Annotated in this window: 12 protein-coding genes and 3 pseudogenes; 6 read left to right on the top strand and 9 right to left on the bottom strand. The window is 71.5% G+C overall.

Annotated elements, in window-relative coordinates:
- Window positions 1-29: 29 nt before the first annotated feature.
- The 3 genes and pseudogenes from AB0B86_RS08865 to AB0B86_RS08855 form a co-directional block, all read right to left on the bottom strand.
- Window positions 30-5945, bottom strand: a complete 5916-nt coding sequence (locus AB0B86_RS08865; protein WP_357417040.1) for an amino acid adenylation domain-containing protein — start codon at window positions 5943-5945, stop codon at window positions 30-32.
- Between the two features lie 174 nt (window positions 5946-6119).
- Window positions 6120-6559, bottom strand: a pseudogene (locus AB0B86_RS08860) (IS701 family transposase); the annotation flags it as partial.
- A gap of 79 nt (window positions 6560-6638) precedes the next feature.
- Window positions 6639-7082: pseudogene (locus AB0B86_RS08855) on the bottom strand (IS5 family transposase); the annotation flags it as partial.
- Between the two features lie 231 nt (window positions 7083-7313).
- On the opposite strand from AB0B86_RS08855, the gene AB0B86_RS08850 reads away from it, so the two are divergent.
- The 3 genes from AB0B86_RS08850 to AB0B86_RS08840 are packed head-to-tail and all read left to right on the top strand — an operon-like array spanning window position 7314 to window position 13799.
- On the top strand, window positions 7314-8555 hold the full coding sequence (locus tag AB0B86_RS08850; RefSeq protein WP_357413720.1) for an MFS transporter: 1242 nt from the start codon (window positions 7314-7316) through the stop codon (window positions 8553-8555).
- Window positions 8552-11836 carry an amino acid adenylation domain-containing protein gene (locus tag AB0B86_RS08845; protein ID WP_357413722.1) on the top strand — a complete coding sequence of 1095 codons (3285 nt, stop codon included), beginning with the start codon at window positions 8552-8554 and terminating at the stop codon, window positions 11834-11836. The genes AB0B86_RS08850 and AB0B86_RS08845 overlap by 4 nt, the downstream gene beginning before the upstream one ends.
- Window positions 11826-13799 carry an AMP-binding protein gene (locus AB0B86_RS08840; RefSeq protein ID WP_357413724.1) on the top strand — a complete coding sequence of 658 codons (1974 nt, stop codon included), beginning with the start codon at window positions 11826-11828 and terminating at the stop codon, window positions 13797-13799. Before AB0B86_RS08845 ends, AB0B86_RS08840 begins: the two co-directional genes overlap by 11 nt.
- A 6-nt stretch (window positions 13800-13805) precedes the next feature.
- Here AB0B86_RS08840 and AB0B86_RS08835 read toward each other — a convergent pair whose 3' ends face one another.
- The 5 genes and pseudogenes from AB0B86_RS08835 to AB0B86_RS08815 form a co-directional block, all read right to left on the bottom strand.
- Window positions 13806-14975, bottom strand: coding sequence for a cytochrome P450 (locus tag AB0B86_RS08835; protein WP_357413726.1), 1170 nt, complete (start codon window positions 14973-14975; stop codon window positions 13806-13808).
- A complete protein-coding gene (locus AB0B86_RS08830; RefSeq protein ID WP_357413728.1) occupies window positions 14972-16123 on the bottom strand; it encodes a condensation domain-containing protein in 1152 nt (383 codons plus the stop codon). Before AB0B86_RS08830 ends, AB0B86_RS08835 begins: the two co-directional genes overlap by 4 nt.
- 226 nt (window positions 16124-16349) lie before the next feature.
- A complete protein-coding gene (locus AB0B86_RS08825) occupies window positions 16350-16538 on the bottom strand; it encodes a hypothetical protein (protein WP_357417033.1) in 189 nt (62 codons plus the stop codon).
- A gap of 426 nt (window positions 16539-16964) precedes the next feature.
- Window positions 16965-17723: pseudogene (locus AB0B86_RS08820) on the bottom strand (transposase family protein); the annotation flags it as partial.
- 408 nt (window positions 17724-18131) lie between these two features.
- On the bottom strand, window positions 18132-18560 hold the full coding sequence (locus AB0B86_RS08815) for a MaoC family dehydratase (RefSeq protein ID WP_357417031.1): 429 nt from the start codon (window positions 18558-18560) through the stop codon (window positions 18132-18134).
- A gap of 23 nt (window positions 18561-18583) precedes the next feature.
- Between AB0B86_RS08815 and AB0B86_RS08810 the strand changes: the two genes are divergently transcribed.
- Entirely contained in the window at window positions 18584-18940 is a 357-nt protein-coding gene (locus AB0B86_RS08810) for an SDR family NAD(P)-dependent oxidoreductase (protein ID WP_357417029.1), read from the top strand.
- A gap of 346 nt (window positions 18941-19286) precedes the next feature.
- Here AB0B86_RS08810 and AB0B86_RS08805 read toward each other — a convergent pair whose 3' ends face one another.
- On the bottom strand, window positions 19287-19859 hold the full coding sequence (locus AB0B86_RS08805; RefSeq protein WP_357417026.1) for a CbrC family protein: 573 nt from the start codon (window positions 19857-19859) through the stop codon (window positions 19287-19289).
- 444 nt (window positions 19860-20303) lie between these two features.
- Between AB0B86_RS08805 and AB0B86_RS08800 the strand changes: the two genes are divergently transcribed.
- Both AB0B86_RS08800 and AB0B86_RS08795 read left to right on the top strand, forming a co-directional pair.
- Window positions 20304-20849, top strand: a complete 546-nt coding sequence (locus AB0B86_RS08800) for a hypothetical protein (protein ID WP_357417232.1) — start codon at window positions 20304-20306, stop codon at window positions 20847-20849.
- Window positions 20850-20972: 123 nt separating this feature from the next.
- Entirely contained in the window at window positions 20973-21521 is a 549-nt protein-coding gene (locus tag AB0B86_RS08795) for a hypothetical protein (protein WP_357417024.1), read from the top strand.
- The last annotated feature ends 206 nt before the right edge of the window (window positions 21522-21727 follow it).

Here is a 21727-nt window from a genome sequence, read left to right as displayed (position 1 = left end):
CGCCCCGAGCGCCAGCCCCGACGCTTGTCTCAGACGGTGCCGCCGAACTTGGTGGCGAAGGCGGCCATGCCCTCCGGGGACAGGACGTAGCCGTCGGAGGTGCGGGGCATGCGGGCGGTGAAGGCGTGTTCGTGGATCGCCCGGTGGTGCGCCTCGGCCGCCGTGCCGTCGACCAGGCCCAGGGTTGCCGGCAGGTCGTCGACCCGCAGCGTGAGCAGGCTGGACAGGGTGCAGCCGGCGATGGCGTACGCGTCTTCGGGCGTGAAGCGCAGGTCGTGCATCAGGTGGGAGAAGCGTTCGGGCGCCCAGCGGAGCTTCACGACCGGGGTGGGGGAGAGGAGCACGCCGGCGATGGTGAACAGGACGTCCCGGTGGGCCTCGAACCGGGCGATGGCCTCAGCCGGGTCGAAGCAGTGGGGCTCCGAGTCGTCCACGACGATGGTGCCGGGGGCGACCCGGGCGATGTCGAGCAGGCCTCCGACGTTCGTGGCGCCGATGATCGTGGTGGCCTCGTAGAGCTCCGGCGGGATCGCGCCGTGTGACTCGACGACGCGGATCGGCCCGGTGTAGCCGGCGTCCCGGGCCTCCCGCACCAGCGCGGCGAGATGCGGGCGTACGCGGGGCACGTCGCAGAGCAGGATCTCGGCGGGCGGGTCGAGGACGCGCAGCGCCAGGCGCAGCGTGGCGGTGCCGATCGAACCGAGGCCGAGGAAGCCCAGCCGCTCGCCGGACGGCTCCCGCTGGACGAGTCGCAGGGTGGCGAGCAGCGTCTCGACCACGGCCCCCGCCGTCGTCGCGTGGCCGGTCGTGATGGTCATGCCGGGCGGCTGCACGAGTGCGCGGCCGTAGTCTGTCGCGGAGCCGAGCAGGTCGGTGAGGCTGATCGAGCGGGCGCCCAGCATCCCGGCCAGGTTGACGGCCGCGCCGGCCGCCGAGAGCAGGCCCTCGGGGTCGGCGTAGACGTCACTGCGGTAGACCGGCAACATGACCATGCCGATCCGCCCGAGCGCCAGCTCGTAGATGTCGCTCACCACGGGAACGCCGCCGAGGAGGTCCCGGCGCAGCTCCTCGCGGGACAGCCCGAGGCGGCCCGGCAACGAGTCGGGCAGGACGGCGAGCGCCGCCGCGTCGATCCTGGGGATCTCGCCCGTGGCGACGAGGGAGAGCAGCGGCCGCGGCTCGAGTATCAGCGTGTCCGGGAGCGCCACCGCAGGCTGCGCGGTGACCGGAGCCGGAGGCTCGCCGACGGCCGAGGCGGCGTCGGCGACCTGCGCGATGGTGGGCCGGTCGATGACGTCCCGTACGTCGAGGGCCAGCCCGGCGGCCCTGGCGCGGTGGGCGACCTGGATCGCCCGCAGCGAGTCACCGCCGAGGGCGACGAAGTCGTCGTGGATGCCGACCGGGCCGGTGGCGAGCACCTGGGCCCAGATGCCGGCGAGCAGCCGCTGTGCGGCGGTGACCGGTGGATCGGAGCGGCGAGGCTCGGGCCGGGGCGGCTCGGTGCGGGGCGACGGGCCCAACAGCACGGCGGGCACCCGGGCCGGCATCGGGCCCGTGCTGTCCCAATCGGCGTCGGGGTCCTCGGCCATGGCCGCCAGGGTGCGGGCGTAGTAGGCATCGAGGCCGGCCTCGACATCGCCGCAGGTGTCGAAGACCAGGAACAACAGGAGCCGTCCGGTGCGCGCGTCGACCCGGAACTGCGCCTCGAACGGCCACTCGTTGCGCGAATAGTCGTACCGGTAGGCGAACTCCTCGAAGCCGTCGAGCTGCTCGGCCCTCCCCACGAGGTGGTAGTGGCTGAAGACGAAGAGGTTGCCGGGCAGCGCTCCCATCGCCGAAGCGGGGTACCGCCGGTAGGGGAACTCTTCCTGTTCGAGCGCGAAGGTGGCCGCCACGAATGAACGCCAGCTCATCGGCGTGAGCCGCAGCCGGGCCGGCACGACGTTGAGGAACAGGCCCAGTGCCCGGTCGCCGTCGCCGTCCTCGGGCCGACCGTGCGTGACGACAGCGGCGACCACGTCGTCGGTGTCGTTGAGCAGCGAAAGCACGCGCAGGTGGGCCGCGAGCGCGACGCTCTTGAGCGGCGCGCCGGTCTCCTGGGCGAGCCGCCGCAGACCGTCGGACACCTCGGCGCCGATCGGCACCTCGACCTGGGTGCGCCGGCGGGGTCCGGACCCGCCGGCCGCGACGACAGTGCCGGCCGGGTTGCCCGCGAGCCGCCGGCGCCAGAAGTCGGCGCACTCCGCAGAATCCAGGGCGGCGCGCTCGAGCCGCACGGCCTCGCGCATCGCGGGCGACGGCGGCCGGGCGTACCGCTCGGCGGCGCCGGCCGGGTCCGCGTACCGTTCATAGATCTCCAGCAGCATCGCCGAGTGACTCCAGCCGTCGAGCACCGCGTGACACTCGGTCACGGTCAGGTCGAACGAGGCGTCGTGGCGGTGCACAGCGAAGCGCACCAGCGGCGCCCGGTCGGTGGCGAACGGCCGCCGCTTCTCGGCCTCGGCGTAGCGTTCGACCTCCGCGTCCCGTTGCGCCGCGGGAGAACCGACGAGGTCGTACGTGTCGAGGGTCAGCTCCACGGTGCGGTGCACGAGTTGCATCGGCTCGTCGAAACCGGCCAGGTCGAACGACGTCCGCAGCGCGGGGTGCCGGGCCAGGAGGGCTTGCAGCGCCGCGCGCAGCCGGGGCTCATCGAGCGGGCGGTCCAGCCGAAAGCGCGCGATGTTGTGGTAGCGGGCCTCGTCGGGGGAGTACTCGGCGTGGAAGAGCATGCCGAGCTGCAACCGGGTCAGCGGATAGGCGTCCTCGAGGGATGCGGGCAGGCGCTGGCCGGTGGCGGTAGCGCGACCCTGTTCGTCCGGGGCGGAGATCGGCGCCGCCACAGCCGCCAGCGACGCCACCGTCGGGTGCTGGAACAGCTGCTGGAGTGAGATGTCGAGGCCGCGCTCCCGGGCCCGCTGACGCGCCTGGATGGCCAGCAGGGAATCCCCGCCGAGGGCGAAGAAGTTGTCGTGGACGCCGACCGGCCCGGTCCCGAGGACCTCGCCCCAGACGTCCGCGAGCACCTGCTGCTCGGGGCTCGCCGGCGCGGCGTGCCCGCCCGCGTCGGGCACGCCCGGTCGCGGTAGGGCGCCCCGGTCGACCTTGCCGTTGGGGGTACGCGGAATCTCGGCGAGAGGGGTGTAGCTGGCCGGCACCATGTGTGCGGGCAGCATCGCGGCGAGGTGGGCGCGCAGCTCGGCCGACGTCGGCGCGGACTGCTGCGGCTGCGGGATCAGGTAGGCCGCGAGCGCCGGCCCGGCCACGGTGACGACCGCGTCGGCGACGGCGGGGTGGCGGCGCAGCTGTGCCTCGATTTCGCCCAGTTCGACGCGCTGGCCGCGGAGCTTGACCTGGTGGTCGGTGCGCCCCAGGTACTCGAGGGCGCCGTCGGGCCGGTGGCGGGCCAGGTCACCGGTGCGGTACAGGCGTGCGCCGGGCCGGTCGGAGAAGGGGTCGGGGATGAACGACGCCGCGGTCAGCTCGGGTCGGTTGAGGTAGCCACGGGCCAGGCTCACGCCGCCGATGAACAGCTCGCCGGGCACGCCGACCGGTACCGGGTTGAGCCAACGGTCGAGCACATGGATGGTGGTGTTGGCGATGGGCCGTCCGATGGGCACGACGTCACCGTCGCCGGGGCGGTGGTGCCAGGCGGTCACGTCGACGGCGGCCTCGGTCGGACCGTACAAATTGTGCAGTTCGCCACCGAGGCGGTCGTGGAAGCTCTCGGCGAGGTCGGCCGGGAGGGCCTCGCCGCTGCAGACGACCCGCCGCAGCGAAGGAAGCGGTTGCGGCGCGGCGGTGTCGAGGAAGGCCCGCAGCATGGACGGCACGAAGTGCACGGTGGTGACCCGCTCGGCGGCGATGACCCGGTGCAGGTAATCCGGGTCCTGGTGGCCGCCGGGTTCGGCCACCACGAGCCGTGCGCCGGCGAGCATCGGCCAGAAGAACTCCCAGACCGACACGTCGAAGCCGTACGGGGTCTTGTGCAGCACCGTGTCGTCAGAACCGAGCGCATACGTTTCCTGCATCCACAACAGACGGTTGACGATGCCCTGGTGGGTGCACATGACGCCCTTGGGATCGCCGGTCGAGCCGGACGTGTACATCACATAGGCCAGGTCGGTCCCGTGGACCCGGACCGGCGGCAGCGGCGGCGCGTAAGGTACGTCGTCGAGCCACAGCACGGTCGCTTCGGCCGGCAGCACCGGCTGCCACCGCCGCTCGCTGACGACGACAGTCGGCTCGGCGTCGGCGACCATGTAGGCCAGCCGCCGCGGCGGGTAGGACGGCTCCAACGGCAGGTACGCCGCACCGGCCCGGACGACCGCGAGCAGCGCCACGGGAAGGTCGAGGCACCGTTGCAGGCAGACCCCGACGATCGACCCGCGGCCCACGCCGCGCCGGGCCAGCTCGCCCGCGAGCCGGGCCGATCGCTCGTCCAGCTCGGCGAAGGTCAGCCGCTCGCCCCCGAACGAGACCGCCTCGGCGTCGGGCCGCCGCGCCAGGCCGGCCAGCGCCAGGTCGGCCAGACCGCCGTCGAACCCGTAGTCGCGGGCGGTGCTGTTCCATTCGGCCAGCCGCGCGCGTAGCGCGTCACCGAGCAGGTCGAGCCGCGACAGCGGTTCATCCGGCCGCGCCAGCACCGCGTCGAGCAGCACCTCGAGCCGCTCGGCCAGGCCCACCACGCCGGCGCGGTCGAATAGGTCGGTGCTGAAACTCCACAGGCCGTCCAGCCGCCCGTCAGCGGCGACGAAGGAGACCGTCAGGTCGAACTTCTCCCCACCGGTGTCGAGCAGGACGGGCTCGACGGCGAGGCCGTCGACCGCCGGCGCCGGCGTGTTCTGCACGTTGAGCATCACGTTGAACAGGGGGTTCTCGCCGAACTCGCGCGCCGGTCGCAGCTCGTCGACGAGCATTTCGAACGGCAGCTCCTGGTGGGCGAGCACGTCGAGCGCGGCCACGCGTACCCGGCCGAGCAGCTCGCGGAAGCTCGGGTCGCCGGAGAGGTCCGTGCGCAGCACCAGGGTGTTGGTGAACAGGCCCACGACGCCTTCGACCTCCGGCCGTCGGCGGCCCGCGACCGGCACCCCCACGACGATGTCGTCCTGGCCGCTGTGCTGGCGCAGCAGGGCCGCGAAGGCCGCGGAGACGCCCATGAAGAGCGTGGCGCCGTCCTCCTTGCACAGGGCTTCGAGACGTTGCACCGCGGCGCGCGGCACCGACCGGGTGAGCCGTCCACCCCGTTGGCTTCGCACCAGCGGTCGCGGCCGGTCGGTGGCGAGCTCGACCCGCTCGGGCGCCCCGGCGAGCCGCTGTCGCCAGTGCGCGAGTTCGCGCGCGACGACGCCGCCGGTGCCGCGTTCGCGCTGCCAGACGGCGTAGTCGGGATACTGGATCGGCAGCTCCGCCAGTTGGGGCGGGGCGCCGGCAGCCCGGGCGGCGTAGCAGGCGAAGAGGTCGCGCACCAGGATGCCGACCGACCAGCCGTCGGCGACGATGTGGTGCACGGTGATGCCGAGCAGGTATCCGCCGTCGGCTATGCGGCCGAGGTAGACGCGCAGGAGCGGACCCTTCTCCAGGTCGAACGGCGCCGACGCCTGGGCGGTGGCGGCCGCCAGCGCCTCGGTGAACCCGGCCACCGCCTCGTCCCGCAGGTCGTATCGCGCGCTCTCCGCCACCAGTTGGGTGGGCTCCCCGTCGACCAGGGCGAACGTCGTGCGCAACGCGTCGTGCCGCACGACGACGTCGGTCACCGCCGCGAGGAGCGCGTCCGGGTCGAGGGAGCCGGCGAACCGGCCCGCATAGGTCAGGTTGTAGGACGACGTGTCCGGCTGAAGTTGTTGGAGGAACCAGAGCCGCTGCTGCGCCAGCGACACCGGAAATGAGTACACATCATCGTCCATCGCGCAACCCCCGTTGCTATAGCGCGCCGACAAGCGCCCGAACAGCCTAGTACTCCAGCCGCACCTGGTGGAGGTGGAGTCTTCGCTGGTAGTGGGCCGTTTTGGCGCGGTATTGGTGTCGCCGTCGCCATCGTGACCACCGATGGATGTGATCGAAGGGTCTGATGGTGGTGATCAGGTGTGCCAGCAGACGTCGGACCTCGCCGAGGGTGAGCGGGATGAGGCCGTCATCGGATCCGTTGCCCCCTTTTTGGCGTGGGCGGCGGTGACGGCGAGGTAGGCGTGGGCGCACAGAACGAGTGTTATGTGGCGGTACCAGGCGTCGTAGCGACGCACCTGGTAGTGGTCCAGTCCGACCTCGGTCTTCGCGGTTTGGAAGCATTCCTCGATCGCCCAGCGGGTTCCGGCGACCCGGATCAGGGTCCCGTCCTGGGTGTCGGCGGGGCCGAAGCACAGGTAGTAGGCCAGGTCCGTGGGGTTGGTGATGCTGCGGCGGATCAGCAACCAGTGGCCGTATCCGTCGCGGTGCCGGGCAGGGAAGCCACCGCCCAGTCGTAGAGTCGTGGTCCTTTGGCGCCGGCGCCGCAGCTGCGACGCTTCCAGGCCAGGGCCGGCGCGCTGGCGGCGAGGACGTCGGGGCGGGAGTTCCCCGCCGTGGTCGGGATCCGCTGGTTTCGGGGCACGGCAAGGACGTAGCCCGCCGCGAGATCGTCCTAGGGCGTGATCGGCGGGTTCGTCGTGCACGCCGCCGGGCGGTTGTTTCTGGAGGTGGCCGTGTCTGCGGGCGCCGGCGGCGTGTTGGTGGGCGCGGCTGGTCATCGAGTCCACGCCGACCGTCCAGCCGATCCGGCCCTGCGCATCGCCGGTGGCCTGTGACGCGGCCAGGATCTTGTCCCAGGTTCCATCGCGCTGCCAGCGACGGAACAGGCCGTAGAGCGTCTGCCATGGTCCGTACTCGGCCGGGACGTCACGCCAGGGCGACCCGATCCGGATCCGCCACCTGATCCCATCGATGAGCTGCCGTTTCTCCCACTTCGGCGGACGACCCGTCGTTGGCGCGGCAGGCAACAGCGGGGCCAGAACGGCCCACTGCCTGTCGGTCAGGTCATGCCGCCTCGTCACCGCTACGCTGGACACGAGGTCTCCGGTATGAAGTTCTTGCTTGGTCGCAGAACCAGATACCGGAGACCTCTTCAGTTGTCGATCACCGCCACGCCGTGAACCTCACCGGCCACCACGACTTCTGAAACACGCCTTAGCCGCGAGCCGTCGGTGCGCAAGTGACGCGGATCGATCCTGCGGTCCCCCGTACGCGTCCGCCGGCGCTATGCTCCCCACTCGTGCTGCACGCGGACGGGGGTCGCTGGCATGACTGTTATCGCGCCGGTCACATACATCGCGCTGCTCCGTAGCCTGCCGGCTCTACGGCGACTGTGGATCGGTGGCGCGATCTCGACGTTCGGTGACGCCGTGCAGGGCGTCGCGCTGGTCTGGCTCGCCACCCAGACGTCGTCACCCGGTGTCTCGGTGTCGATCGTCACCACGGCTCTCTACCTTCCGGCCGTCCTCATTGGGCCGTTCGCCGGCACCATCGCCGACCGGATCGACCGCCGACGCCTGCTGGTGACCGCCGACGTGCTTCGGGTCGCCACCGCGGGTCTGGTGCCGCTCGCCTTCGTCCACTCAGGCCTATGGCCGGTGGTCGCGATCACCCTGGTGCACTCCGCCTTCACGGCGCTGTTCAACGCCGCGCAGACCGCCGCGGTGCCCGACGTGACCGGCCCCGGGTCGCTGGTACGCGCCAACGGCCTGCTCTCCTCCACCAACTACACGATGCTGGTGGCGGGCCCGGCGGTCGGCGGTTTCCTGGTGGCCGGCACGCCGACGGCGGTACCGTTCCTGCTCAACGCGGCGACGTTCGCGTTCTCGGCCGTGATGGTGCTGCTCATCCCGGCGACCGCGCTGGCCGCGCCGGCCCGCGACGAGCACGTCACTTTCCTGGCCGACCTGCGCGCCGGCGTGCGGTACGCGCGCCACCGGCCGCCGATCGTTCTCTACATGATCATCGGCGTCGTGGCGACGCTCGGCTTCGCCCCGGCCCCCGTGGCCCTACCGAGCTTCGCGAACGAGCTCGGCGTGGGCAGCGTCGGCTTCGGCCTGATCGCCAGTATCGGCAGCCTCGGCTACGCCGTCGGGTCCGTCCTCGTCGGCACGATCAAGCCGGCGCGGGCGGCGACCGCCCTGGCCGTCGGGTTCCTGGCCATGGGCGCCGCCACACTGGCCCTCTCGGTCGCGCCGGGCCTGGTGCTCGCGCTGGTGCTGGTGGCGCTGCGATCGGGGTGCAACGCCGTCACGCTCGTCACGGGTCTCAGCATGCTGCAACGGATGGTGCCGAGCGCCCTGCGGGGGCGCATCATCACCCTGACCAACAGCGTCCAGGAGCTGCCCCGTCCGTTCGTGCTGCCGGCCGCAGGCTTCGTCATCGACGCGACCGGCGCGCGACCGATCTTCGCCGCCATGGGGGTCCTCATCATGCTGTCCGGGGCCATCGCGACCGCAGCCCGCAAGACCCTGCAAACGGCGCACGACGCCGAGGAGGGGGCCGCATGACTGCCGACGAGCACTCGACGGCAGTCATGCACTTCCCGGCGTCCCTGGCCCAGCAGCGTTTCTGGTTCCTGCAGGGCCTGCAGCCGGACAGCCCGGTGTTCAACCTCACCGCCGCTCTGCGGCTCGACGGGACGCTCGACGAGGCGGCACTGCTCGGCGCCGTGCAGGACGTCGTCGACCGGCACGAGGCGCTGCGCACCGCGATCGTGGCCGAGGACGGCGTACCCCGGCAGCGGGTGTGGGCGTCCGCGCCGGCACCGGTCACCACGGTCGACCTCACCGGCCTGGTGGACGCCGAGCGGGAACGCGCCGTGCAGGCAGAGATCGACGCCGAGGCGGGGCGCCCGTTCGACCTGTCCGCCGGCCCCCTGGCGCGGGTCCGGGTGCTCCGCACCGCGCCGACCGAGCGCTTCCTCACGCTGAGCGCCCATCACGCGGTCGTCGATGGCTGGTCGATGCGCGTCCTGCTCGGCGACCTGTCCGCCGCCTACCGGTCGCGGATCACCGGTGAGGGCACCCTGGGGGAGGCGCCGTTGCAGGCCGGCGACGTGGCCGTGTGGGAACGCGAGCGGCTGGCCGGCGGCGCGTTCGCGGGCCAGCTCGAACGCTGGCGCGAGCGGCTGGCCGGCGCCGCCTGCGGCATCGACCTACCGATGTGCGGGCCGCGGGAACAAGTGCGTCGTCCAGCGGGTGGCCGCGTCCCCGTGCGCCTCGACGCGCGCCTGACCGACGCCCTGCGCACGGTGGCCGCCGAGCGGGACGCGACGCTCTTCACGGTCGTGCTGGCCGGCTTCCGGCTACTGCTGCACACGTACACCGGACAGGACGACCTGGTGATCGGCTGCCCGACGTCCGGGCGCGCCCGGCCCGAGCTGCGCGACGTCGTCGGCGGCTTCGGCACCGTGCTGCCCGTGCGGACCCAGCTGCCGCCGGGCGCCACGATCGACGACCTGCTCACCGTCACCCGGCGTGCCACGCTGGCCGCCCTCGCCGACCAGGACGTGCCCTTCGAGGCCCTGGTCGACGCCACCGGCGCGGGCGGCGACCTCAGCCGCACGCCGCTGTTCGAGGCGCTGCTGTCGCTGCTGCCGCGCTTCGACGGAGTCGTCGATCTGCCCGGCGTCGAGGCCACCGAGGTCGACTGGACCAACGGGTCGGCCCAGTTCGATCTCGCGCTACATCTGCGCGAGGAGGGCGACGAGATGGTCGGCCACCTCGAACACGCGACGGCCCGCCTGCCGGCCGGGGCCGCCACCCGGATGGTCGGCCACCTGGTGCGGGCGCTGGAAGCGGTGGCCGGCGACCCCACGCGGGCCATCACCGACGTCACCCTGGTCTCCGACGCCGAACGGGAGCGCATTCTCGCGCTGGGCCAGGGTGAGGAGGCACCGTTTCCCGACCTGCGCCTCGAGGACCTGGTCTCGGCGCGGGCCGCGGCCGACCCCGGTGCGGTCGCGCTGCGCTCGCAGGACGGTGACCTGACGTACGCGGAGCTCGACGCGGCGGCGCGGGAGCTGGCCGGCAGGCTCGCCGCCTCCGGCGTGGGGCCCGAGTCGCGGGTCGGCGTGCTGGCCGAGCGCTCGCCCGGCCTGGTGATCTCGATTCTCGGGGTCCTGCACGCGGGTGCCGCCTACGTGCCGCTCGACCCGGAGTACTCGGACGAGCGGCTCCGCTACATCGTGGCCGACGCCGGCTGCGCCGTCGTCCTGGGCGACGGGCGCCACACCGAACGCGCGGCACGCCTGGGTGCGCCCGCCGAGGCCGCCGCGGCGCGGTCCGTACCATCCGATCGGTCGCCCGACTCGCTCTGCTACGTGATGTACACGTCCGGCTCGACCGGGCGTCCCAAAGGCGTGGCCGTTGCTCACCGCGGCATCGTCAACCGGGTGGCCTGGGGCCAGCGCAGGTGGCCGCTGAGCGTCGGCGACCGGGTGCTGCACAAGACGCCGTTCACCTTCGACGTGTCGGTGTGGGAGCTGCTGTGGCCGCTCAGCGCGGGCGCGACGGTGGTGCTCGCCCGGCCCGGCGGACATCGGGATCCCGCCTATCTGGCGGCGCTGCTGGCCGACGAGCGGATCACCGTGGCGCACTTCGTGCCGTCGATGCTGCGCCACTTCCTCGAAGGCGGCGAGCGGCGGAGTTTCCAGGCGCTGCGGCGCGTCTTCTGCAGCGGCGAGGCACTCTCGCGGGACCTGGTGGAGTCGTTCGGCCGCGCGGTCGGCGTCGAACTGCACAATCTGTACGGCCCGACGGAGGCCTCCATCGAGGTCAGCTGGTGGCCGTGCACCACCGGGGAACCCGATGCGCCGGTGCCGATCGGACGCCCAATCCAGAACGCGGTGCTCCGCGTGCTCGACGCACGCCGCCGGGTGGTTCCGGTCGGCGTCCGTGGCGAGCTCTACATCGGCGGAGTGCCGGTGGCGCGGGGCTACTGGGGTCAACCCGCCATGACCGCGGAGCGGTTCGTGTCCGATCCCTTCGGGCCGCCCGGATCGCGCCTCTTCCGCACCGGCGACTGGGCCCGCTGGGGCGAGGACGGCACCCTCGAGTTCCTCGGCCGCACCGACGACCAGGTCAAGCTGCGCGGCATGCGGGTGGAGCCCGGTGAGGTCGAAGCGACGCTACGCCGCCACGAGGACGTCGCGGACGCGGCGGTGGCGGTGGTACGCCAACCGTCCGGCCACGACGCGCTGGTCGCCGGCGTCGTCGCGCGGTCCGCTCCAAGCGCCGACCTGGTGGACCGGCTGCTGGCATCGGCACGGCGCGAGCTTCCTCCGTACATGGTGCCGTGGCGCGTGCTCGTCCTGCCGGAGCTGCCGCGTACGCCGAGTGGGAAGGCCGACGGCCGGGCACTCGGCGAGCTCGCGGCCGAGCAGGCCGCGCGGGCGGCGCAAGCAGTGTCGGACTCCGGGCCCCCGACCGAGCTCGAGGAGACGCTGCGTCGGATCCTGACCGACGTGCTGCTCGTCGACGAGCCTGATGTGCACGCGAACTTCTTCGACCTGGGCGGCAACTCACTGCTCGCGATGCAGGTGTTGTCCCGCGTCGAAGGGGCGCTCGGCGTGCGGGTGACGCCACAGGAGTTGTTCTCGGCGCCCACGGTGGCGGAGCTGGCCCTCCGCGTCTCGGCCGCCGGGTCCGCTGCCGGTTCTATCGGGCCGGTGCGCCGGGCCGACGGGCCCGACCCCGACGAGGCGGAGCGGCTCCTCGACCGGCTGGACACACTCTCCGACGACGAGGTGGAACACCTCCTGCGACAGATGGGCACCAATGACCAGTGAACCGTTCGTGGCGCGGCTGCGCCACGCCGCACTGACCCGGCCGGACGACACGGCCTTCACGTTCCTGACGTTCGGCGACGACGACGCGCCCGCCGAGGCACCGATCTCGTACGGGGACCTCGACGCCCGCGCACGATCGGTCGCCGCGGCGCTGCCGGCGGGGGAGCGCGTCCTGTTGCTCTACCCGCCCGGTCTCGACTACATCGTCGCCCTGCTCGGCTGCTTCTACGCCGGCGCGGTCGCGGTGCCCACGTACCCCCCGTTCAACGCCACCTCGATCGACACGGTGCGGCGGATCGCCGACGACAGCCGGCCGGCCGTGGTGCTCGCCGACGGGCTCTTCGCGGGCGGCGACTCGCTGGCTCCGTCGGCACGCTGGCTGTGCGTCGACGATCTCGACACCGCCGCGACGTTCGAGCCGCGACCGGCCGACGTCGACACCGTGGGGCTGCTGCAGTACACGTCCGGGTCGACCCGGCACCCCCGTGGCGTGGTGCTGAGCCACAAGAACCTGGCCGCCAACTCGGATGCGATCCGAGCGGCCTTCGCCCTCTCCGCGGACGACCGGGCGGTGATCTGGCTGCCGCCCTATCACGACATGGGCCTGATCGGCGGCGTGCTCCAGCCGTTGCAGTGGGGCTTTCCGTGCGTGCTCATGTCACCACTGGACTTCCTGCGCCGCCCGCTGCGGTGGCTGGAGGCGGTCACCCGGCACCGCGCGACGGTGACCGGTGCGCCGGACTTCGCGTACTCGCTCTGCGCGGCGCGTGCCGGCGACGACGCGCTCGCCGGCACCGACTCGGGCGTGCGGGGGCTGGACCTCAGCGAGTTGCGGCTCGCCTTCCTCGGCGCCGAGCCGATCCGGCCGGCCACCCTGGCGGCGTTCTCGGACGCCTTCGGTCCGGCCGGGTTCCGACCCTCGTCGTTCTACCCGTGCTACGGACTGGCCGAGTCGACACTGTTGGTGAGCGGTGCCGCCGCGGGATCCGGCGCGCGGGTCACCCGCTACGACCCGGCGTCGCTGGACGGCGGGATCGCGTCGCCGGCCGATGACGGCCGACCGCTCGTCTCCTGCGGCGTGCCGGCGCCCGGCAGCGAGGTCGTCATCGTCGACCCGCTCACCGGGCAGCCGCAGCCCTCGCGGCATGTCGGTGAGATCTGGGTACGCGGCGCCAGCGTGGCCGAGGGCTATTTCGAGGCGCCCGGGTCGGAGACCTTCGCGGGCCGACTCGACGAGGGCGCGCCGTTCCTGCGCACCGGCGACCTCGGCTTCCTCGACGACAGGGAGCTGGTCGTCACCGGCCGCCGCGACGACGTGATCATCCAGCGCGGGCGCAACATCTACCCGCAGGACCTGGAGGGCACCGCGGAGCGGGCACACCCGCAGCTGCGCATCGGCTGCGTCGCCGCGTTCCCGGGGTCCGCCCAGGACGACGGCCCGGTGATCGTCGCCGAGGTCTCGCGCGGCGCGGTGGACCCGCCGCTGGCCGAGATGGCCGCCGCCATCCGGGGTGCGATCGCCGAGTCGCACGGTGTCCGGCTCGCGACGGTCGCCCTCGCCCCGCCCGGCGCGGTGCCGAAGACGTCGAGCGGCAAGGTGCGACGGCGCCAGTGTCGGGCGCTGCTCGCCGACGGTGCGCTGTCCCCGCTGCTGCTCGACTCCGCAGACGGCGGGCCCGCGCCCGTCGGGGACTCCTACGCCGCGACCGAGCTCGCCCGCCGCTGCCCCGGCGCCGACATCGATCGGGACCGGTCGCTCGTCGCGCACGGGCTCGATTCGCTCGGCGCCACCGAGCTGGCGAACGCCATCGAGGCAGACCTCGGCGTGCGGGTCAGCACCGAGGAACTGCTGGGCGGCATCACCCCCGCCGAGCTCGACCGCCTGCTGGACGAGCGGCGAGACACGGGCGACGCCGCCGAACCCCCGCTGCGCCGCCAGCCCCGCACCTGGAGCTCCGTCTGACGGGCATCAGGCCACCAGCTTCACCGGGAGCCGCTCGAAGCCGTTGATCTCGCACGAGCGCAGCCGCACCGGCGCGCCCGCGAGCTCGATGGCCGCGGTGCCGGCCAGCAGCTCCTCGACGAGCACCCGCAGCTCCTGCCGGGCTACACCCGCGCCGATGCAGAAGTGCTCGCCCACGCCCATTGCCAGGTGACGGTTCGGCGTGCGCCCGACATCGAAGCGATCCGCGTCGGGGAACACGTCCTCGTCGCGGTTCGCCGAAGGGTTCCAGATCGTCACCAGGCTGCCGGGGTCGATGGTCCGCCCGCGCAGCTGCACCTCACGGCGCACCGTGCGCACGATGTGGGTGGCGGGCGACGTCCACCGCAGGATCTCCTCGATCGCGGACGGCACGAGCGACGGGTCGGCGCGCAGCCGGCGGAGCTCGCCGGGATGATCGAGCAGCGCCAGGATTCCGCCCGCCGCCGCGTGCCGCACGTTCTCAATGCCCCCGACCAGGAGGTTGTCGCAGGTGAGCAGGACCTCGGTGTCGGTGAGCGGCTTGCCCTCCACAGTCGCCTCGACCAGCACACTGACGAGGTCGTCGGCCGGCGCCAGGCGGCGCTGCTCCGCCAGCTCCATGAAGTAGAGCAGGATGTTCTGGTGTGCCGCGCTCTGCCCGGCGCGGTCCTCGACGCCGAACGCGCGCGAGGTCAGCTCGTAGAGCATGTCCCGGTCGGCCCTCGGCACGCCGAGCAGCCAGCAGATGACATGCACGGGCAGCGGGCCCGCCACGTCCCGCACGAAGTCGCAGTCGCCCCGCGCCACGGCCGCGTCGACGAGACGCCGTGCGATGCGGCGCATCGCCTCCTCCAGCTGGGACACGGCGCCCGGCGTGAACCATCGGTTGACCAGGGCGCGCAGCTGACCGTGGCGCGGCGGATCGGTGAGCGCCAGCATCTTGCCGCCGGCCGGGTCGCCCCGGCCCTGCGCGGTGCCGAGCAGGATGCCTCTGGCCGAGCTGAACGTCGCGGGATCCTTGTAGATGCGCATCGCGTCGTCGTACTTCGTGACCGCCCAAAACCCGGGCCGGCCCTCCTGCTCGTTCCAGAACAGCGGCTGTTCGGCGCGCAGCCGCCGCCAGACCGCGTGGGGATCGCCGTCGGCGTAGAGATCGGGATCGGCGAGGTCGGTCACGACTCGGTGATTTTCTTGATCGCGGCGAGCAGGCGCGGACCATCCACCGAGCACGGATGGTGCAACTCCAGCCGGACGCCGTCCGGCCGCGGCTTGGCGAGCAGATGCGCCTCGTCATCCGGGAAACTGTCGAGTACCTCCATGACGGCGGGTACGCCCTCCAGACGGTCGAACGAATAGAAGTTGAAGTGGAAGCGCACGCCCTCGGCCGGGCCGAGCCGCCGCTGCAGGGACACCGAGATGTGCCGCCGGTCGCCGAGCTCACGGCGATAGCCGCGGACGTGCTCGAGCCAGGTCCGGGTCGGGTCGCGCGGCGGGAACACGACGGGAACGACCTGATAGAGGCAGCCGATGGTCTCGCGGTACGGCCCACGGCGCGAGTTGGCCAGGTCGTGCACGACGAACGCACCGGCCGGGCGCAGCACCGTCGCGAGCGCCTCCCCGTAGGCGGCGAGCAGACGGGCGGCCGCTTCGCGCGTCTCGATCCCCGGCGGCAGCTCGACCAGCGTCTGCGACACCTCCCTCGGCTCGCCGACGGTGCTCCCGGCCACCAACGGCCCGGCGTCGCTCAGCCGTCGCGTCCATTCCGCGTGCACGGCGGGGGTGTCGAAGACCAGGCGGCTCTGTGCCGCGTACGAGCTGAAGGGATCGCCGCCAGCAACCGGCGGCAGGCTGCCGGTGCGGTAGGTCTCCCAGAGGCGCGCCAGGAGCAGCGCGCCGCCCGGCGCGTCCAGGACGATGTGGTGCGCGGCGACGACCGCGACCTGCGGCCCTTTCTCGCACCCGGCGAGGGCCGACCGCACGAGCGGGTCGCGAGCCAGGTCGTACGGCCGCTTCACGAACTCGGCGACGTTGTCCGTCCGGGCGACACCTTCGGATCCCTGCTCCGCCACCCACCCCACCACGTCGCCCCCGTGGACGCCGAAGCGCAGGCGCAACGCCGACTCGGCGCCCACGACCAGCGCCATCGCGTGCTCCCACCGCGCCGGGTCCACCGGCCGGGGCAGGGGCAGGGCGAGGCCGAGGCTGTAGGTCGTGCCGCCCGGCTCACGCTCGGCCGAGAGGAAGAGGTCGCGCTGGGTGGGGGAGACGATCTGCCGGCCACCGGGGACCGGAGGATCTCCTGTTCGCTTTCGTTGGAGCTTCATGGCACCCCCATCCTGCCTCGTTCCCGCGCCCACGTGGGTCCCGGGACATTCGAACCGGTGAATCGACGAAGTCGCCCTGACGCGCTCGGGGATCTACCCACCATGGCCGACGCTGCATCTATGGCTCCACCGGTGGCGCGTACGTGGCCGACGACAGGCGACGCGAGGCACGCGTGGGGCTTGCTTCCTCGGCCGCACCTGGGGGCGTCCGTCAGCGGGCACGCTGTCAGAGCCCTAAGCGGACAGCTTCTTCGCCACCGAACTCGTGGCCGTCGAAGCCAGCGGCGTCAGCGGCCCCGATAGGTTCTGTCAGACAGCTTGCGAGGTCGTAGATCGCCTGCCGTTCCTGACCCTCAGCAAAGCCCCCGCCTGTCAGGGGGTAGCGATCGATGACGGCATGCTCGGGTGCGCTCACGTGATGCCTCTCCATCGGTTGGCGCAACCTCATCGGTGGTGCGAGTGACGGCGACCTTAGGTGCGGGAGGGCGGGCGATCCGGCCGGCGCCGAGGCGGCCATGGCCAGCGGAGGTCGCAGGGCAGAGGTCCACAGGGCTGCTCCGCACCACGTCTCGTCGCGCAGGAATCACTGGGGTGCGTGAAGCATGACGCCGCTGCCAGAAGTCAGGGTCGCGGCGTTCATGCCGATTCACAGCTGGCCGCGAGTGCATCGATGGAAGACGGGGCTGCTCGATCCAGAGTTATCTCATAGTCTTGGAGATCGTCATTCGTGACCGCTGCTGCTTGAGTGCGCCGGTACGTCGATGTCGAACGGGGGAGCTGGACTGATGCTGCGCGGACCCGTCACAGTGTCCCAGGCGCGGGACACTGTGAGCCATTTCCATCCTGCGTAGCGGTTCGCTTCGACGTGGTGCAGAACGAGGATGGCCTGGACGATCGCGGTGGCTCGGCGTGGGCAGGATCGCAGCTTGACCAGGATCTTCCAGGTCTTGAGTGTGGCGATCGCTCGTTCTCCGTGGGCGCGGATCTTCGCGTGGGCCCGGTTCACGGCCTTCTGCCTGTGTGACAGCTTTGGCCGAAAGCGGCGCCGCTTGAACGGGGTGCGTACGCTGCCGTGGGCGCCTTGGTATCCCTTGTCGGCGAAGGTCATCACGTCCGCGCTGGTCAGGGCATCGATGATGCCGTGACTGCGTGCGGCGGTCAGGTCGTGTGCCGAGCCGGGTAGTGCCGGTGATGCCCACACGAGCCGGCCGGCGGCGTCGGAGATGACCTGCACGTTCACGCCGCGGCGTTTGTGTCTGCCGCTGTAGTAGGGCTTCTGCTCGGCGACCCGGTCGATCGGGATCAGCGTGCCGTCCAGGATCGCGTACGCCAGCAGCCGGATGCGTCGCATCGCGGTGTCCAGGTCGTCGGCTGCCGATCTGAGCAGGGCTATCGCCTCCTGGACGTAGCGCCAGGCGGTGGCGACGCCGATCTCGAAGCCGGCCGCGAGTCGGGTGTGGGTGTCACCGTTACGCAGATGGGCCAGAGCCAGCAGCGCCTGCCGGCCGGGCTCAAGGCGTCGCCACCGGGATCGGCGTTGCTTACGGTGGCCGCGGATGCGTTCGGCGAGGTGGTTCAGGGTGCGGCTGGACAGCGGAATCGTTGCGGGCTAGGACAGTAGGTTCACGTGGTCGGCTGAGCAGGGACGTGCCGTGTCCTGACCGCCTGGCGCTGGGCGGCACGGCGAGGAACGCGAGGTGGTAGTGGGGCTCACTGGGTCGGTCTTTGGTGAGTAGCCGATCGAGTAGGTCGAAGCGATCGGTGTGGGGGCCTGCGGCATCGCTTAGGCGGATGGGGTAGTTCGCTGGCGGCGGGATGGGGCGGTATCGGTGGAAGCCGACGGTGGCGGCGGTGGCGTCGTCCGACACCGGATTGAGGTACGGCATGCGGCACACCTGCGACGGCAGATCCGCGGCCCTCGAACGAGACCGCCGAAGCAGTCCTCCGTCACGACGGTGAACACGCCGACGATGTTGGCGAGGTCAGGCCCGCGATTTCTCGTCGCCTGTCACCGCAGGTCCAGTACGCCCCGGTCGAGGACCGGCCGGCCCCGACCGTCGAGCGCCTGGAAGAAGGCACCACCCGGCCGGTGCCACACCAACACCGTGAGGGTGTCACCGGGGAACAGCGGTGCGCTGAGCCGGGCGCTGATCCGGCGTACCCGGCCGGGGTCGCCACCTGCCACCGAGTGGAGCAGCGTCCGAGCGGCGACGCCGTACGTGCAGAGGCCGTGGAGGATCGGGCCGGGCAGCCCGGCGGCGGTGGCCACCGCCGGATCGGAGTGCAGCGGGTTGCGGTCACCGTTGAGTCGGTAGAGCAGGGCCTGGTCGGGGCGGATGTGGTGTCGGGCGGTGTGGTCGGGGTGGCCGGTCGGATGCTGCCGGTCCGGGGGCGGCGTGCGCCGGCCCTCGGCGCTGCCGGCCCGGATCACGAACATGATGCGCTCAACGGTGGCCAGGGGTGTGCCGTCGGGGTCGTGGATCTCCGACCGGTGGTGGACCAGGGTTCCGCTGCTGCGGTCGTGGATCTCTCACCGCCACGCATGACCTGTCGCGAGCCGAGTCCAAAGTTATCGCCCCCGCCTACACGTCCTCCAAAGCCGCGCTCACCATGCTGACGACCCAGTACGCCAAGGCGCTGACCGACATTCGCATCAACGCGGCCGATCCGGGTTACACAGCGACCGGTCTCAACGGCAACTCCGGCCCGCAAACCGTCACCGAAGGCACCGACGCCATCGTCGGCCTTGCCACCGAAGGACCGGGACACCGCTCCGGGCGTTTCGTCGACCGTGCCGGTGAGATCAAGTGGTCTTGAACCGCTGATCGCTGGTGGGCGCGTCGGCGGGCAGCGCCCCCTGTCGGCCGACGTGTCCCCTCGAAGCCGCCTGGACACGCGACGGCTTGGTGGTCCGCTTCTCGCAGTAACAGGAGCCGCCTGCACGGGGGTGGCTCCGGCGGTTGCACACGGGTGGGTCCCACTGTCGCGGAGAAAGCCGGTCAGGGGACGCGTGACCGACCGACATCCGCATCTGCCGCCGATCGTGCGCGCCAACCGGCGGCCCGGACATTGTCCAGCCGGCCGCCAGGCGATGAGGCTGCCACCACGAGACCACCCGCAACTGTCGAAGAGAGCGCGTCTGCGTCTCGGCGATAAGCCGCGGTCAGCCGATATCCCAGGACGCGAGGTGAGTGCCGCAATGCAGGCATTGGAATAGATACGCGGTGGGCTCACCGTTGCGATCGAGCCGGTGCAGGAACTCTTCGGTTTCCTCGGGTGACCAGCCCAGTTGCCGGTGGCTCGCCCGAAGCATGTTCAGGGCGTCCGGATGAGGTTCGACATCGCGGTAGCCAGCCGGGCCGAGAAAAGCCGCGCCATCGCCGCAGTGGTAGAGCCATGACTCTTGCTGCCAACCGGTGAAGCCAGGGGTCCGGCGAGTGATCTCTTCGATGACGTGGTGCGGCACGCCCTCAGGCACGTCGATCGCGTCGCTGAACTCGGCAGGCATGTCCAGGAGGTCGCTGCCATTCGTGGCGACGGCAACGACGACGAGCGCCCTGGAAGCCTCCCCGGAGTAGATGCAGTGCAGGCAAAGAGTCCCGGGTTGTCCGCCGTAGATCGGTCCCCGGTAGCGAATTTGCCGAAGTTGCCCGCAGACGCTGCATTCGTGCTCAATCTGCATCGCCGAGCCCGTGGCTAAGGGGTCAGGGTGGTATCGAAACACCGGCTCGGTCACGAGCCTATCATGCCAACTGTTGGTCACAGCCCCGACAGGGCTGCTGGTCCTACCACCTCGCGCACGCCTTCAGGCCCGGTCGGAGGACCGTCGATCTGGTGGGTTCGATGCCCGTCGGCGCCCTGTTTTGCCGCGACCCGCGGTCTATCTGTGGGGACTGAGCCTCGTCAGACGGCGACGGGGCTGACGAGACTGTCATTGGTCCTCTGTGCTGAACCGCTGCCGGCGAAGCCAACGTCCGCCTGCCGCCGTCGCCAGCCCGCACGCTGTGGGAGGGACGCGGGTGCGGACGACTGGGATCATGGGCCGATGATGCATTCGTTCCATCTCGCGCTGCTTCCGCCGGCCTTGACCTTGCGCACACTGCGTCGCAGGCCTCGGGCGGCTGGGCTGCGGCACGCCGAATGCCTCGCGCTCATGCGACTCGGCTCCCCGGCGTTGTCGGTGGAACGGATGCAGCTGCGACGCCTTGCGATGTTCGCCGAATGGGACGACGAATCGGCGTTGGAGCGGTTCCTCGCAGACGACGATCTAGGGCGGCAGCTCGACGACGGATGGCATGTGCGACTGCAGTACCTGCGGCGTTACGGCGAGGTGGCCGCCCTCGCCGGCCTGCCGGTGCAGGCGGGCCGGTGGGATCCGCAGGAGCCTATCGTGGCCGTCACCCTCGCCCGGCTCAAGGTTCTCGAACTACCCCGGTTCCTGAAGTGGGGGCGGCCCGTCGAACGCTTGGTCGCCGGTCACCCCGGCACCACGTTCGCCACCGCAGCGGTACGCCCGCCCCACACGTTTTCCACCTTCACGATCTGGCGCAGCGTCCGCGAGATGACCGACATGGCCCACGGCCGCAGCGCCGTCCCACAGGCCCATACACACACCGTCGCAATAGCTGAACAGCATCGCCGGGACTTCCACCACGAATCCGCGTTCATGCGGTTCCGCCCTCTGTCCGAACACGGCACCTGGGAGGGGCGCACCCTTCTCCCCTGAGCGACTCGAGAACCACGCTTGATCAGATGCACACACATGCCGCTGGTCGCGCGGTCACGCCGAAGGTCGGGCGCCTTGCCGGGCAGACGCATATCGGTTGTGGCGCCCGTGCACCATCAAGGCATGAGCGCGTTGATGGACCAACTGCCGGCTTTGCTCGGCGTCCTCGTCGGAACAGGCGGGACCATCCTCGCCACCTTGATCGCGGACCGCTCGCGGTGGCAGCGACAGCAGGCGGCGCGGTGGGACGAGCGCCGGCTTCAGGCGTACGTCGAGTTTGCCAACGCAGTCAAGGAAGTGCACACGTACGCGCTCCGGATCGCCAACCTGAACGCGCTTCGTCACGGTGTCGATCGTGAAAACGCCCTGGCCAGGATGGAAGAGGCCGATATCCGGCGCACCAAGACATGGGAGAGTGTCCTTCTCCTGGGCGACGCCGCATCGATCACTGCGGCCCGCGAGTGGCGCGCCGCAGTGACGGACATCGCCCGTTACGCCCGCGGCATGACTTCCGCGGGGTTCGAGCTGGCTGCTGGGCTCGGCCATGCCAACGAGACACGCGATCGCTTCTACCAGGCGGCTCGGGCGAGTCTCGGCATCCGGGGATCGGCCGTGCCCCAGTCGGACTGGCTGGCGGGAAAGTTGGACATCGGCACACAGCAGGACGCCTGAGCGAGCGGTACGCGTCGGCTCTCGCCCTGGAGAGCCCGTCGGGATCGACTCTTCGTTGCGGCGGTCTCCTGCCTGATGGCAGAGCGAGCAGCACGGCGTAGCACACCAAGGTCACATACACGCTTCCGCCGCTGATAAGGCGCGGTGATCGTGGGCGTGCTTCCCGATCGACCGATGCGGCTGAGGAAGCCAGCGCTGGTGCCGAC

Source organism: Micromonospora sp. NPDC049047 (assembly GCF_040649135.1).
Classification (GTDB): Bacteria; Actinomycetota; Actinomycetes; order Mycobacteriales; family Micromonosporaceae; genus Micromonospora.
This window is presented reverse-complemented; position numbering and strand designations above follow the sequence as displayed.

Bases quoted from the DNA above. Each gene is read 5' to 3' on its own strand.
- AB0B86_RS08865 (WP_357417040.1), bottom strand. From the start codon at position 5,945: ATGGACGATGATGTGTACTCATTTCCGGTGTCGCTGGCGCAGCAGCGG.
- AB0B86_RS08850 (WP_357413720.1), top strand. From the start codon at position 7,314: ATGACTGTTATCGCGCCGGTCACATACATCGCGCTGCTCCGTAGCCTG.
- AB0B86_RS08845 (WP_357413722.1), top strand. From the start codon at position 8,552: ATGACTGCCGACGAGCACTCGACGGCAGTCATGCACTTCCCGGCGTCC.
- AB0B86_RS08840 (WP_357413724.1), top strand. From the start codon at position 11,826: ATGACCAGTGAACCGTTCGTGGCGCGGCTGCGCCACGCCGCACTGACC.
- AB0B86_RS08830 (WP_357413728.1), bottom strand. From the start codon at position 16,123: ATGAAGCTCCAACGAAAGCGAACAGGAGATCCTCCGGTCCCCGGTGGC.
- AB0B86_RS08815 (WP_357417031.1), bottom strand. From the start codon at position 18,560: ATGTTCGTGATCCGGGCCGGCAGCGCCGAGGGCCGGCGCACGCCGCCC.
- AB0B86_RS08795 (WP_357417024.1), top strand. From the start codon at position 20,973: ATGAGCGCGTTGATGGACCAACTGCCGGCTTTGCTCGGCGTCCTCGTC.